At 71.1% G+C, this 14435-nt stretch carries 12 protein-coding genes and 1 tRNA gene; 10 read left to right on the top strand and 3 right to left on the bottom strand.

The features are described 5' to 3' along the window. Window positions 1-46 precede the first annotated feature (46 nt). Together NH287_RS03860 and NH287_RS03855 are read right to left on the bottom strand one after the other, a co-directional pair. Window positions 47-1921 (bottom strand): FAD-dependent monooxygenase, encoded by a 1875-nt coding sequence (locus NH287_RS03860; protein ID WP_253034578.1) that lies wholly within the window; start codon window positions 1919-1921, stop codon window positions 47-49. Window positions 1922-1965: 44 nt separating this feature from the next. Continuing rightward, window positions 1966-3348 carry an MFS transporter gene (locus tag NH287_RS03855; RefSeq protein ID WP_217529728.1) on the bottom strand — a complete coding sequence of 461 codons (1383 nt, stop codon included), beginning with the start codon at window positions 3346-3348 and terminating at the stop codon, window positions 1966-1968. A gap of 113 nt (window positions 3349-3461) precedes the next feature. On the opposite strand from NH287_RS03855, the gene NH287_RS03850 reads away from it, so the two are divergent. The 6 genes from NH287_RS03850 to NH287_RS03825 are packed head-to-tail and all read left to right on the top strand — an operon-like array spanning window position 3462 to window position 9929. Then, window positions 3462-4952: a fumarylacetoacetate hydrolase family protein gene (locus tag NH287_RS03850; protein ID WP_253034533.1), complete on the top strand. Its 1491-nt coding sequence runs from the start codon at window positions 3462-3464 to the stop codon at window positions 4950-4952. Further along, on the top strand, window positions 4934-5632 hold the full coding sequence (locus NH287_RS03845) for a GntR family transcriptional regulator (RefSeq protein WP_253034532.1): 699 nt from the start codon (window positions 4934-4936) through the stop codon (window positions 5630-5632). The genes NH287_RS03850 and NH287_RS03845 overlap by 19 nt, the downstream gene beginning before the upstream one ends. 22 nt (window positions 5633-5654) lie before the next feature. Beyond that, window positions 5655-7166: a 5-carboxymethyl-2-hydroxymuconate semialdehyde dehydrogenase gene (gene hpaE / locus NH287_RS03840; RefSeq protein ID WP_253034531.1), complete on the top strand. Its 1512-nt coding sequence runs from the start codon at window positions 5655-5657 to the stop codon at window positions 7164-7166. A gap of 28 nt (window positions 7167-7194) precedes the next feature. Continuing rightward, window positions 7195-8346, top strand: coding sequence for a 3,4-dihydroxyphenylacetate 2,3-dioxygenase (gene hpaD / locus NH287_RS03835; protein ID WP_253034530.1), 1152 nt, complete (start codon window positions 7195-7197; stop codon window positions 8344-8346). Window positions 8347-8358: 12 nt separating this feature from the next. Further along, window positions 8359-9144 carry a 2-keto-4-pentenoate hydratase gene (locus NH287_RS03830; protein WP_253034529.1) on the top strand — a complete coding sequence of 262 codons (786 nt, stop codon included), beginning with the start codon at window positions 8359-8361 and terminating at the stop codon, window positions 9142-9144. Next, window positions 9129-9929, top strand: coding sequence for an HpcH/HpaI aldolase/citrate lyase family protein (locus NH287_RS03825; protein WP_253034528.1), 801 nt, complete (start codon window positions 9129-9131; stop codon window positions 9927-9929). Before NH287_RS03830 ends, NH287_RS03825 begins: the two co-directional genes overlap by 16 nt. Before the next feature lie 46 nt (window positions 9930-9975). Here the strand turns inward: NH287_RS03825 and NH287_RS03820 are convergent. After that, window positions 9976-10066, bottom strand: a tRNA-Ser gene (locus NH287_RS03820). Between the two features lie 323 nt (window positions 10067-10389). Between NH287_RS03820 and NH287_RS03815 the strand changes: the two genes are divergently transcribed. Genes NH287_RS03815 through radA form a run of 4 tightly spaced genes read left to right on the top strand, consistent with a single transcriptional unit; the run spans window position 10390 to window position 14427 of the window. Then, window positions 10390-10581, top strand: a complete 192-nt coding sequence (locus NH287_RS03815; RefSeq protein ID WP_253034527.1) for a hypothetical protein — start codon at window positions 10390-10392, stop codon at window positions 10579-10581. A 50-nt stretch (window positions 10582-10631) separates the two neighbouring features. Continuing rightward, entirely contained in the window at window positions 10632-12008 is a 1377-nt protein-coding gene (locus tag NH287_RS03810) for an MFS transporter (protein WP_253034526.1), read from the top strand. A 53-nt stretch (window positions 12009-12061) separates the two neighbouring features. Continuing rightward, entirely contained in the window at window positions 12062-13015 is a 954-nt protein-coding gene (locus NH287_RS03805) for an L-lactate dehydrogenase (protein WP_253034525.1), read from the top strand. A 53-nt stretch (window positions 13016-13068) separates the two neighbouring features. Beyond that, window positions 13069-14427, top strand: a complete 1359-nt coding sequence (gene radA, locus NH287_RS03800; RefSeq protein WP_253034524.1) for a DNA repair protein RadA — start codon at window positions 13069-13071, stop codon at window positions 14425-14427. Window positions 14428-14435: the final 8 nt, after the last annotated feature.

Raw genomic sequence — 14435 nt, 5'->3', positions numbered from 1 at the left:
GGCGCCGATCGGGTCGGGTCGACGCCCACCCGCCCGTCCGCGCGCGTCAGCCCGCGAACGCGCGCGACAGGAAGGCGTCGAGCTCGGCGGGCGCGTCGAGCGGCAGGACGGCGGCGACGTACTGGTCGGGGCGCACGACGACGACGGCGCCGCGGCGGTCGATGCCGCGCTCGGCGAAGATGTCGACGGAGTTCCAGGCGCCGGGCCCGGCCGCGTAGACCTTCTCCCAGTCCATGAGGCCGAGCGGGCCCGTCCGCGGCCGGAAGACCTCCGGCACCGCGAGCAGATCCACCTCGTCGTACGACCGCGGGTACACGACCTTCACGTCGAACACCGCGTCGACGTCGGCGCCGGCGGGCGTGAACCGCACCAGCGGTGAATCGGCGGATGCCGCCCACTCCGCCCACGTGCCCAGGGCCGCGGCATCCGGGTCAGCGAAGGCGTAGACCCGCCACCGTCCGTCGGCGCGGGCATGGTGGCCGAGGTGCACGACGTTGCCGTCGCCCACCCGGGTCACCGGGACCGACGCGAAACGCTTGCCGACGGGGTAGCCCTCCGCGAGCGCCTGGTGCCGGTCGTCCGCGACGATCGCCGACGGCTCGTAGCGCGTCATGAACCCCGAGGGGAACTCGGCGGTGGCGAGGTAGTAGTTCGCGAGGTCGTCGGGGTCCGAGATCTCGTGGGGCTTGCGGGCCATGAGCGACGACCACTCGCGGTCGAAGTCGATGAGCTGCTGCGCGACGGGCTGGCGCTCCCCCGAGTACGTCGACAGGAGGGATGCCGGTGCCAGCCCGGTGAGGACGTGCTCGAGCTTCCAGCCGAGGTTGAACCCGTCCTGCATCGACACGTTCATGCCCTGCCCGGCCTTCGCGCTGTGCGTGTGGCAGGCGTCGCCGGTGAGGAACACGCGGGGCGTGCGACCGTCGCCGTCCTCGACGTCGTCGAAGCGATCGGTGACGCGGTGCCCGACCTCGTACACGCTGTGCCAGGCGACCTGTTTCACGTCGATGGAGTACGGATGCAGGATCTCATTCGCGCGGCGGATGATCTCCTCGATGGGGGTGCTGCGCACCGCGCGGTTGTCGGTGTCGGGCACCTCGCCGAGGTCGATGTACATGCGCGAGAGGTACCCGCCCTCACGCGGAATGTGCAGGATGTTGCCCGCCTCGGAGGTGATCGCGCACTTGATCCGCCAGTCGGGGAAATCCGTGTTCACGAGCACGTCCATGACGCCCCACGCGTGCGCCGCGAACCGCCCGACGTGCCGCCGTCCGATCGCCTCGCGCACGCCGCTGCGCGCCCCGTCGCATCCGACGACGAACTTCGCGCGGATCGTGCGCTCCTCGCCGGCCCGCGCACCTTCGACGTGGCGCACCCGCACCGCGAGCGGATACTCGTCCGCGTCGTCCCGGGTGAGTCCGACGAACTCGACGCCGTAGTCCGGGCGGATGCGGCCGGGGCCGAGCGCCGCCGCCTCGGCGAAGTAGTCGAGCACGCGCGCCTGGTTGACGATCAGGTGCGGGAACTCGCTGATCTTCAGCCCGTAGTCCTCCGTGCGGCTGGTGCGGCGGATGCGCGACGGGTCCTCCGGGTCCGGGCCCCAGAAGTTCATGTACCCGATGTTGTAGGCCTCGGCGGTGATCCGCTCGGCGAACCCGAACGCCTGGAACGTCTCGACGCTGCGCGGCTGGATGCCGTCGGCCTGGCCGAGGGGCAGCCGCCCGCCCCGCCGCTCGATGATGCGCGTCGAGACCGCCGGGAACTGCGACATCTGGGCGGCCAGCAGCATCCCGGCCGGTCCCGACCCGACGATCAGGACGTCGGTCTCGTCGGGAAGCTCCTCGGGTCGGTCGATCCCCGTGCCGGCCGCGTTCTCGACGCGAGGGTCCCCGGAAACGTAGCCGTGGTGGTGGAACTGCATGGTGCTCGCTTTCGGGAGGACGGTCGGATGCGGCATCCGGGATCTCAGGCCCGGGACACCCCGTAGATCGGGCTCTTCGCCTGCTCCTCCTCGTGATCGGGTCCGAGGGGGATACCGGTGCGATCACGCAGCAACAGCGTCGCCAGCAGGCCGAGCACCGTCATCCCGGCGAGGTAGAACGCGACCGACCAGGTCGACCCCGTCGCCTGCACGAGCGCGGTCGCGATGGTGGGGGCGAACGCGCCGCCGAGGATCGCGCCGATCGCGTACGAGATCGAGACGCCCGAGAACCGGATCGAGGCGGGGAAGAGCTCGGCGTAGTACGCGGACTGCTGCCCGTAGGTGAAGCCGAGGCCGATCGCGAGGATCGCGAGGGCCGTGAACAGGAGGCCGAGGTCTCCGGTGTTCACGAGCGGGAAGAGGGTGAACACGCCGATCAGCTGCAGGATCCAGCCGCCGATGTAGGTCGAGCGCCGGCCGATGCGGTCGCTGATCCACCCGGCGGTCCAGGTCGAGGCGAGCCAGAACAGGGCCGAGCCCGTGACGGCCAGGAGCACACCGCTGCGATCCATCGCGAGCGGCCCCTCGGGGTTGGTGGCGTAGTTCTGGATGTAGCCGCCGGTGGTCATGTAGCCGGCGGCGTTGTTGCCGGCGAAGACGAGCGCCGCGATGACAACGAGAAGGGCGTGCTTGCGGAACAGCTGCACGATCGGGGTGCGCGTGCGCTCCTTGCGCTCGGCGAGCTCGAGGAACACGGGGCTCTCCTCGACACGGCGGCGGATGTAGTACCCGACGAGGATCAGCACGATCGAGAAGAGGAACGGCACACGCCAGCCCCACTCGAGGAACGCGTCGCCCGGGGCGAGCACCGACATGAGTGCCATCATCCCCGAGGCCAGCAGCAGACCGATCGGCACACCGATCTGCGGCGAAGCGCCGAACAGTCCGCGCTTCTGCTTGGGGGCGTGCTCCACGGCCATGAGCACCGCGCCGCCCCACTCGCCGCCGGCCGAGATGCCCTGCAGGATGCGCAGGAAGATCAGCAGGATCGGGGCGGCGAGGCCGATGACGGTCCAGGTCGGCAGCAGGCCGACGAGCGTCGTCGCGACACCCATCAGGATGAGCGTCACCACCAGCACCACGCGGCGGCCGTACTTGTCGCCGAAGTGTCCGGCCAGGAACGCTCCGAGCGGGCGGAACAGGAAGCTGATGCCGACGGTGAGGAACGACAGGATCGTCGCCGTGCTCTCGCCGAGCGGCGCGAAGAACAGCTGCGCGAAGACGAGCCCCGCCGCCTGGGCGTAGATGAAGAAGTCGTACCACTCGACGGTGGTGCCGACGACGGTCGCGAACACGACGCGGCGACGGTCGGTGGGGCTGCTGATCGTTCCGGTGGGGGTGAACCCCGTGCGCGAGGATTCGCTCATCTTCATTGACTCCTGGTGACGACGTTGTCGGGGGCCGCGGCTCCCGGTGGGTGTTGCCTGCGGTCCGATAGATAATATACGATTTGGGATATGCCGCAAGAGCGAGGGAGCTCATGACCCACGACATCGAACCGACGACCCCCGTTGACCCGCGTTTCGCCGCCCTTCCTCAGCGCCCGGGCAAGATCGTCGCGGTCCACCTCAGCTACGCCTCGCGCGCCGACCAGCGCGGACGCCGCCCCGCCGCTCCCTCCTACTTCCTGAAGCCGTCGAGCTCGCTCGCCGCGTCAGGAGACGAGATCGAGCGCCCCGCCGGGACCGAACTCCTCGCCTTCGAGGCCGAGGTCGCGCTCATCATCGGCACCGATGCGCGCCACGTGGGCGCGGCGGAGGCGTGGGCGCACGTCGGGTGGGTCACGGCATCCGACGACTTCGGTCTGTACGACCTGCGCGCGAACGACCGCGGCTCGAACGTCCGCTCCAAGGGCCGCGACGGGTACACGCCGATCGGGCCGCACCTCATCGACGCCCGCCAGGTCGACCCCGCCGCGCTGCGTGTGCGCGCATGGGTCAACGGCGAGCTCGCGCAGGACGACACGACCGCCGACCTGATCTTCCCCTTCGCGCAGATCGTCGCCGACCTCTCGCAGCACATGACCCTCGAGCGCGGCGACGTCATCCTCACCGGCACCCCCGCCGGGTCGTCGGTGGTCGTCCCCGGCGATGTCGTCGAGGTGGAGGTGGATGCCCCGGATGCCGCCGGTGCCCCCTCCTCGGGACGCTTGCGCACGACGGTGGTGCAGGGCGAGCGGGCGTTCGACCCCGCCCTGGGGTCCCTGCCCGCCGCCGACGACCTGCAACGCGCCGAGGCGTGGGGCTCGCGCGAGGCCGCGGGTCTGCCCGCGCCGGGGCTCGACCCGGAGCTCCGCGCGAAGCTCGAGCGGGCACCCGTCGCCGGGCTGTCGCAGCAGCTGCGCAAGCGCGGTCTGAACAACGTCACGATCGACGGCGTCCGCCCCCTCCACCCGGGCGCGAAGCTCGTCGGACTCGCCCGCACCCTGCGTTTCGTCCCGAACCGCGAGGACCTCTTCGACTCCCACGGCGGCGGCTACAACGCGCAGAAGCGCGCGTTCGACGCCGTCGGCGAGGGCGAGGTCATCGTGGTCGAGGCCCGCGGCGAGTCCGGCTCGGGCACGCTCGGCGACATCCTCGCGATCCGCGCGCACGCGCGCGGGGCGGCGGGCATCGTCACCGACGGCGGCGTCCGCGACGTCGACGCCGTCTCGGCGGTCGGCATCCCGGTGTACACGGCCGGTGCGCACCCGGCGGTCCTCGGTCGCCGTCACGTGCCGTGGGACGCCGACGTGACGATCGCGTGCGGCGGCACGACGGTGCAGCCCGGCGACATCCTCGTCGGCGACGCGGATGGTGTCATCGTGATCCCGCCCGCGCTCGCCGCCGAGGTCGTCGACGCCGCGCTGGAGCAGGAGGTCGAGGACGGCTGGATCGCCGAGCGCGTCGCCGAGGGCCACGCGGTCGACGGACTGTTCCCGCTCGCGGGCGAGTGGAAGGACCGGTACCGCGCATGGCGGGCGACGAACTGACGGCGTCGGCGGACCTCAGCAAGTCGCAGCGCGCCTATCACTGGGTGAAGGAGCGCATCGCCTCGCAGGAGTTCACGCCGGGCTACCGCCTCGTGCTCGGCGCGATCGCGGGCGAGCTCGGCATGAGCGTCGTGCCCGTCCGCGAGGCGATCCGCCAACTCGAGGCCGAGGGGCTCGTCACGTTCGAGCGCAACGTCGGCGCCCGCGTCTCGATGGTCGATGACACGCAGTACCGCTTCAGCATGCAGGCCCTGTCGGTCCTCGAGGGCACGGCGACGGCCCTCGCCGCGCGCCGCCTCACCGCCGACGACCTCCGGCTCGCCCGCGAGACCAACGAGCGGATGATCCAATCGCTCAGCGACTTCGACCCGCACTCGTTCACGCGGCTCAACCAGGTGTTCCACGCGACGCTCTACGCCAAGTGCGCGAACCCGCGGATGCTGGAGCTCGTCGAGTCCGAGTGGGCGCGTCTCGGGCACCTCCGCGACTCGACGTTCAGCTTCGTCCCGGGCCGCGCGCAGGAGTCGGTGCGCGAGCACGAGCAGATCGTCGCGCTCATCGAGCGCGGCGCGCCGCTCGGCGAGATCGAGCAGGCGGCCCGGCGACACCGCTCCGCGACGCTCGACGCCTACATGATCCACGAACACCCGGGCGAAGCGCTCGGCCTCCCCAACTTCTGACCCTCGAGCAAGGACGCACGACATGACGGATCCCACCCTCGCGGCCCCGCACACGCCCGCGGACCTCCCCACCCGCATCCAGCACTACATCGACGGCGCCTTCGTCGACTCGCAGGACGGCGACACCTTCGACGTGCTCGACCCCGTGACGAACCGGGTCTACCTGCAGGCCGCGGCGGGCAAGAAGGCCGATGTGGATGCCGCCGTCGCGGCCGCGCGTCGCGCCTTCACCGACGGACCGTGGCCGCGGATGCTGCCGCGCGAGCGCTCGCGCGTGCTGCACCGCATCGCCGACCTCGTCGAGGCGCGCGACGAGCGCCTCGCGGAGCTGGAGTCCTTCGACTCGGGTCTGCCGATCACGCAGGCGCTCGGGCAGGCACGGCGAGCGGCCGAGAACTTCCGCTTCTTCGCGGACCTGATCGTCGCCCAGTCCGACGACACATTCAAAGTGCCGGGGCGCCAGATCAATTACGTCAACCGCAAGCCGATCGGGGTCGCGGGGCTCATCACGCCCTGGAACACGCCCTTCATGCTCGAGTCGTGGAAGCTCGGCCCCGCGCTCGCCACGGGCAACACCGTGGTGCTGAAGCCCGCGGAGTTCACGCCGTTGTCGGCATCCCTCTGGGCGGGCATCTTCGAAGAGGCGGGACTGCCGCAGGGCGTCTTCAACCTCGTCAACGGTCTCGGCGAAGAGGCCGGCGACGCGCTCGTGAAGCACCCCGACGTGCCGCTCATCTCGTTCACGGGCGAGAGCTCGACGGGGCAGCTGATCTTCGCGAACGCCGCGCCCTGGCTGAAGGGCCTGTCGATGGAGCTGGGCGGCAAGAGCCCCGCGGTCGTCTTTGCCGACGCGGACCTGGATGCCGCGATCGACGCGACGATCTTCGGGGTGTTCTCGCTCAACGGCGAGCGCTGCACGGCGGGCAGCCGCATCCTGGTGCAGCGCGAGGTGTACGACGAGTTCGTCGAGCGCTACGCGGCGCAGGCCACGCGGGTGAAGGTCGGATTCCCGCACGATCCGGCCACCGAGGTCGGCGCCCTCGTGCACCCCGAGCACTACGCCAAGGTGATGTCGTACGTCGAGCTCGGCAAGACCGAGGGTCGGCTCGTGGCCGGCGGCGGCCGGCCCGACGGCTTCGACGACGGCAACTTCGTCGCGCCGACCGTGTTCGCCGACGTGCCGCCGACGGCGCGGATCTTCCAGGAGGAGATCTTCGGCCCCGTCGTGGCGATCACGCCGTTCGACACCGACGACGAGGCCCTCGCGCTCGCGAACGACACGAAGTACGGGCTCGCCGCCTACATCTGGACCAACGACCTCAAGCGGGCGCACAACTTCTCGCAGGCCGTCGAGGCCGGCATGGTCTGGCTGAACTCGAACAACGTGCGCGACCTCCGCACCCCGTTCGGCGGCGTCAAGGCCTCGGGCCTCGGGCACGAGGGCGGGTACCGCTCGATCGACTTCTACACCGACCAGCAGGCCGTGCACATCACCCTCGGCAAGGTGCACAACCCGACCTTCGGCAAGAACTGACCTCCCTCACTCACGCAAGGACGCTGACATGAGCCACCGCGACGGCATGACCCTCACCTCCTCCGGCTTCTGGGTGAGCCAGGAGTCCCCCATCCGCTCCGACAACCCGATCCCGACCCCCTCCTCGCCCGCCCCCGACGTGCTGCGCTGCGCGTACATGGAACTGGTCGTCTCCGACCTCGCGGCATCCCGCGTCTTCTACGTCGACATCCTGGGGCTGCACGTCACCGAGGAGGACGACGAGGCGATCTACCTGCGCTCGACCGAGGAGTTCATCCACCACAACCTCGTCCTGCGGCAGGGGCCGATCGCGGCCGTCGCGGCGTTCTCGTACCGGGTGCGCTCCGCCGAGGACCTCGACAGGGCGGTCGCGTTCTACTCCGAGCTGGGGTGCGACGTGCGGCGCGAGCCGAACGGGTTCACGAAGGGCATCGGCGACTCGGTTCGCGTGGTCGACCCGCTCGGCTTTCCGTACGAGTTCTTCTTCGCGACCGAGCACGTCGAGCGGCTGTCGTGGCGGTACGACCTCTACAGCCCCGGCGAGCTCGTCCGGCTGGATCACTTCAACCAGGTGACGCCCGACGTGCCGCGCGCCGTCAACTTCATGCAGTCCCTGGGCTTCCGCGTGACGGAGGACATCCAGGACGAGGAGGGCACGGTGTACGCGGCGTGGATGCGGCGCAAGCCCACCGTGCACGACACGGCGATGACCGGCGGCGACGGTCCCCGCATGCACCACGTCTGCTTCGCGACGCACGAGAAGCACAACATCCTCGCGATCTGCGACAGGCTCGGCGCGCTGCGGCGATCGGACGCGATCGAGCGCGGCCCCGGCCGTCACGGCGTCTCGAACGCGTTCTACCTGTACCTGCGCGACCCCGACGGGCACCGCGTCGAGGTCTACACGCAGGACTACTACACCGGCGACCCCGACAACCCCGTCGTCACGTGGGACGTGCACGACAACCAGCGCCGCGACTGGTGGGGCAACCCCGTCGTGCCGAGCTGGTACACGGATGCCTCGCTCGTGCTCGACCTCGACGGCAACCCGCAGCCCGTCGTCGCCCGCACCGACTCGTCCGAGATGGCGGTGACGATCGGCGCCGACGGCTTCTCGTACACGCGCGCCCCGGAATCGGCGGGCGACGGCGGCGAGTTCAAGCTCGGCAACCAGCTCTGAGGAGGAGACCGGATGCTGCCCCCTGAGACCATCGCCGCCATCGCCGCCGAGCTCGCCGAGGCCGAGCGCACGCGCGGGGTGATCCCCCGCATCACGGCCCGGTACCCCGACGCCACCGTCGAGGACTCCTACGCGATCCAGGGCGTCTGGCGCGACCGCAACATCGCCGCCGGGCGCCGGCTCGTGGGGCGCAAGATCGGCCTCACGAGCAAGGCGATGCAGCAGGCGACGGGCATCACCGAGCCCGACTACGGCGTGATGTTCGACGACACGGTGTACCGCTCGGGCGACGAGATCGAGGCGGCGCGGTTCTCGAACGTGCGTATCGAGGTGGAACTCGCGTTCGTGCTGCGCGAGCCGCTCGAGGGGCCCGACTGCACGCTCGAGGACGCGCTCGCGGCGATCGACTACGCCGTCCCGGCGCTCGAGGTGCTGAACTCGCACATCGAGCTCGAGGGCCGCACGATCGTCGACACGATCTCCGACAACGCGGCGTACGGCGCGATGGTGCTCGGCGACGTGCACAAGCGTCCCGACGAGATCGACCTGCGCTGGGTGCCCGGTGTGCTCTCGCGCAACGGCGAGATCGAGGAGACCGGCGTCGCCGCGGGCGTCCTCGGCCACCCCGCCACCGGCGTCGCCTGGCTCGCGAACAAGTTCTCGCAGCACGGCGCCCGGCTCGAGGCGGGCGAGATCATCCTCGCCGGGTCGTTCACCCGGCCGATGTGGGTGTCGGCGGGCGACGAGGTACGGTGCGAGTACGGCCCGATGGGGGAGATCACATGTCGCTTCGTCTGACCCCGACCTTTCGCGCCGCGCTGGCGCAGTCCGACCGTCCGCTGGCCGGCATGTGGGTGTGCTCGGGTTCGCCTCTCGTGGCCGAGATCTGCGCGGGCGCGGGCCTGGACTGGGTGCTCATCGACATGGAGCACGCCCCGAACGGGCTCGAATCCGTCCTCGCCCAGTTGCAGGCCGTCGCCGCCTACCCGGTGACCCCGGTCGTGCGGGTGCCGTCCGACGATGCGGTCGTGATCAAGCAGGTCCTCGACCTCGGCGCGCAGAACCTGCTCGTGCCGATGGTGTCGTCCGCCTCGCAGGCCGAGGCGGTCGTCCAGGCGGTGCGATATCCCCCGCACGGTCGGCGCGGCGTCGGGTCGGCGCTCGGGCGGTCGGCCCGGTGGAACCGGATCGAGGGATACCTCGCCGACGCCGACGAGCATGTATCGCTGTTCGTCCAGGTCGAGACGGCCGAGGGCGTCGAGGCCGCCGGGGCGATCGCCGCGGTGGACGGCGTCGACGGTGTCTTCGTGGGGCCGAGCGACCTCGCGGCATCCCTCGGTCTGCTCGGTCAGCAGACGCATCCCGACGTCACCGCCGCCGTCCTGCGGGCCTTCGCCGCGGTGACGGATGCCGGCATCCCGGTCGGCGTCAACGCGTTCGACCCCGAGGTCGCACAGTCCTACGTCGACGCCGGCGCCGACTTCGTGCTCGTCGGCGCCGACGTCGCCATGCTCGCCCGCGGGTCCGAGGCGCTGGCGGCGCGCTGGTCGCATACCGGCGGCGAGGAGCGCGCGGGTTACTGAGACCGTCTCCGGAAAGGGAAAAACCCCCGACTCGCGGGGGTTTTTCTGGCGGTGACGGTGGGATTTGAACCCACGGTAGGGGGTTACCCTACACAACTTTTCGAGAGTTGCACCTTCGGCCGCTCGGACACGTCACCGTCGTCCAGTTTACGACACGAGAGCGGATGCCGCGAACCAGCGCCCCCTCGCGCTTCGCCGAGGCGTCGCAGATGGTCGCTTCCCGCCCGCGATGGCGACCATCTGGGACGTCTCGGCGCACCGGCGGACGGGTAGCGTCGGCGTGTGATCACCACGGAAGTCGACCTCGCGGCGCAGCCCGCGCGCACCGCCGCCGCGCTGCGCACCTGGCGCGTCGACGTGACCGGGTACAAGACGGATGCCGCGGCCCGCCTCACCGCGACGGCGAACCTCCTCGACGCGGCGCCGTGGCTCACCCTCTCCCCCCGCGCAGCGCGCGCTGATGGAGGCCTCCGACGACGCGTTCGACGCCGTGGTCGCCGCGCTCATCGCCCGCGCACACGCGCTGCGCGCGACGCATCCCGTCCCACCCGCCCGCACCGCCCAGGCCCGCCGCGAAGGCTGGATCGCCCTACCCGCGACCCCCCTCACCGACCTCGACCCGACGCGAACCGTCGCTTCGACCCCCGGGTGACGACCGTTCGCGTCGGCTCGGCGGCGACGCGGCGGGTCTACGGTGAGGCTGTGAGCGCATCGACGACCCCGCGGTTCGGACTCATCGTCGCGATCGCCGCCCTCGCCTCGGCGGTCGCCTTCCTCGACGGCACGATCGTGAACGTCGCCCTGCCCGCGATCGGCGAGGAGCTCGGCGGGGGCCTGTCGACGCAGCAGTGGACGGTGGATGCCTACCTCCTCACCCTGAGCTCGCTCATCCTGTTCGCCGGTTCGGTGAGCGACGCTTTCGGCCGCGTGCTCGTCCTGCGCATCGGACTCATCGGTTTCGGCATCGCTTCGATCGGCGTCGGGCTCGCCCCCGACCCGATCGTCCTGATCATCGCGCGGGCGCTGCAGGGCGCGGCGGGGGCGTTCCTCGTGCCGAGTTCGCTTGCACTCATCACCTCGCTCTTGACCGGTCCCGCGCAGGCGCGGGCGATCGGTCAGTGGACGGCGTGGACGACCGCCGCGAACCTCGCGGGCCCCCTTCTGGGCGGACTCTTCGTCGACCTGCTGTCGTGGCGGTTCGCGTTCCTCGTGCAGATCATCCCGATCGCGATCACCTTCGTCCTGCTCGCCCGCCTCGGCCACATCGACCACCGCCGCGACGACGCGCACCTCGACCTCGTGAGCGCGACCCTCTGCACCCTCGGACTCGGCGGGGTGGTCTTCGCCCTCATCGAACAGCCGAACCTGGGGTGGGGTCATCCGGCGATCTGGATGCCGCTGGTCGCCGGCATCGTCATGTTCGCCGCGTTCCTGCTCCGGCAGCGGACGGTGCGCTCGCCGATCCTCCCGCTCGACATCTTCCGCGTGCGGAACTTCTGGACCGGCAACCTGGCCACCCTCTTCATCTACGCCGCGCTCACGCTCAACGGGTTCGTCGTCGGCGTCTACCTGCAGCAGGGCGCGGGGCTCAGCGCCACCCTCGCCGGGCTCGCCAGCCTTCCCGTGACCGTCGCGCTCATCGCGTTGAGCTCGGTCGTCGGAGGCTTGACCAACCGTTTCGGGTCACGCCTGTTCATGACCGTCGGCCCGCTCGTGATGGCGGTCGGCTCGCTGATGCTGCTCGCCGTCCGCGAGGACTTCGACTACCGGACGCAGGTGCTTCCCGGGCTCGTCGCGTTCGGCCTGGGCCTCGGGGTCACGGTGTCGCCGCTGACCTCGACGATCCTCGGCGCGATCGGCGGGGAGCGCTCGGGCATCGCCTCGGCGACGAACAACGCCGTCTCCCGCATCGCGGGACTCGTCGTCATCGCGATCCTCGCCGTGATCATCGGCGGATCGCTCGACCTCGACGGGTTCCACCGGGCGGCGTGGGTCACCGCGGTCCTCATGGCCGCGGGCGCGGCGGTTTCGTTCCTCGGCATCCGCCGCCCTGCGACGACCGAGGTGCACCCCGCCTGATTTCTCCGGCCCGATCCGAGCCGCCCGCACCCGCCGGCTGCCACACTGGCGGTATGAGCGTCATCGAGAACTCGAAACTCACCGTCGTCGGCGCGGGAGCCGTGGGGTCGAGCGTCGCCTACGCGGCCCTCATCCGCGGGTCGGCCCGCCACGTCGCCCTGTACGACATCGCCGCCGAGAAGGTCGAGGCCGAGGTGCTCGACCTCGCCCACGGCGCGCAGTTCACCGGCTCGAGCGACATCTCCGGCGGGGCCGACATCTCGGTCGCCGCGGGTTCCCACGTCGTCGTCATCACCGCCGGCGCCAAGCAGAACCCGGGCCAGACCCGCATCGAGCTCGCCGGTGTCAACGCCGGCATCCTGCGACGGATGCTGCCGCAGCTGCTCGAGGTCGCGCCGAACGCCGTCTACGTCATCGTCACCAACCCGTGCGACGTGCTCACCGTCATCGGTCAGGAGGTCACGGGCCTTCCGCCCGAGCGGATCTTCGCCTCGGGCACCGTCCTCGACACGTCGCGCCTGCGGTGGAAGCTCGCGCAGCGCGCGGGGGTGTCGACCTCCAGCGTGCACGCCTACATCGTCGGCGAGCACGGCGACACCGAGTTCCCGCACTGGTCGCGGGCGACGATCGGCACCGTCCCGATCCTCGACTGGCAGCCGCCCGACGGGCAGCCGACGTTCACGACCGAGGAGCTGGACGCCATCGCGGTCGACGTGCGCGATGCCGCCTACAAGGTCATCCAGGGCAAGGGAGCGACCAATTACGCGATCGGTCTGTCGAGCGCGCGGATCGTGGAGGCCATCCTCGGCGACCAGCACGTGGTCATGCCGGTCTCGACGGTGCTGAGCGATTTCCAGGGCGTCGACGGCGTCGCGCTCTCGGTGCCGTCCGTCGTCAGCAGCGCGGGCGCCCGGCCCATCCTCGAAACCTCGTTCTCGGCCGGCGAGCTGGCGCTGTTCCACCGGTCCGCAGAGGCGTTGCGGACCGTCGCGACGTCGCTGCGCTGACCGGGGTCACGCCTGCCGGCGGCGATGTCGGATGCCGCGGCTAGCCTGTCGTCATGGCTTCACGACGTCCCGCCCCGACCGCCGCCTTCCGGTGCACGGAGTGCGGATGGACCACCGCGAAGTGGGTCGGCCGGTGCGGCGAGTGCCAGCAGTGGGGCACGGTCGTCGAGGCCGCCACGCAGACCGGGATCACGGCATCCGTCACCCCCGTGACGCCCACGCGCAGCGCGCGGCCGATCACGCAGATCGACACGCGTGAGACCCCCCGCCGCACCAGCGGCGTCGGGGAGTTCGACAGGGTGCTCGGCGGCGGCATCGTCCCCGGCGCGGCGATCCTGCTCTCGGGCGAGCCGGGTGTCGGCAAGTCGACCCTGCTGCTCGAGGTCGCCGCCCAGAGCGCCCGCGCCGGCCGTCGCGTCCTCTACGTCAGCGCCGAGGAGTCGCTCAGCCAGGTGCGCCTGCGCGCCGAGCGCACCGGGGCGCTGCACGACGAGCTGTACCTCGCGAGCGAAACCGACCTCGCCACGACGCTCGGGCATGTCGACGACGTGCGGCCCGATCTGCTCATCGTGGACTCGGTGCAGACGGTGTCGTCGGGCCTCATCGACGGCGCCGCCGGGCAGCCGAGCCAGGTGCGCGAAGTGGCATCCACCCTCATCCGCGTCGCGAAGGAGCGCGACCTGCCCGTCGTGCTGGTCGGCCACGTGACCAAGGACGGTCAGGTCGCGGGACCCCGCATCCTCGAGCACCTCGTCGACGTCGTCTGCCACTTCGAGGGTGACCGGCAGACGTCGCTGCGGTTCGTGCGGGCGCTCAAGAACCGCTTCGGCGCCACCGACGAGGTGGGCTGTTTCGACATGGCGGGCGACGGCATCGCCGAGGTGCCCGATCCCAGCGCACTCTTCCTCAGCAACCGCCCCAGCGAACCCGGCACATGCGTGACCGTCGCCCTCGAGGGGCGCCGCGCGCTGCCGGTCGAGGTGCAGGCGCTCACGCTCCACACGTCGGCACCCAACCCGCGCCGCATCGTGAGCGGCGTCGACGGCGCGCGGGTCGCGATGGTGCTCGCCGTCCTCGAGAAGCGGGCCGGCATCAAGCTGTCCGACCAGGACGTCTACGTCTCGACCGTGGGCGGGGTGCGGTTGACCGAGCCCGCCGCCGATCTCGCCATCGCGCTCGCGATCGCGAGCGCCGCCACCGAGCGCCCGAACCCCGAGAAGCTCGCGGCGATCGGCGAGCTCAGCCTGTCGGGCGAGATCCGCCGCGTCACGCAGCACGACCAGCGCCGGTCCGAGGCCGCCCGTCTCGGATACCGGGCGGTCATCGACGCCGGCGCGGGCACCCTGCGCGACGCCCTGGCTCAGCGGGCGCGCCACCACCGCCCGCGATCGGACGACCGCCCCGACTTCTGACGGCGGTC

This window comes from Microbacterium sp. CnD16-F (assembly GCF_024124465.1).
Taxonomy (GTDB): Bacteria; Actinomycetota; Actinomycetes; order Actinomycetales; family Microbacteriaceae; genus Microbacterium; species Microbacterium gawkjiense.
This window is presented reverse-complemented; position numbering and strand designations above follow the sequence as displayed.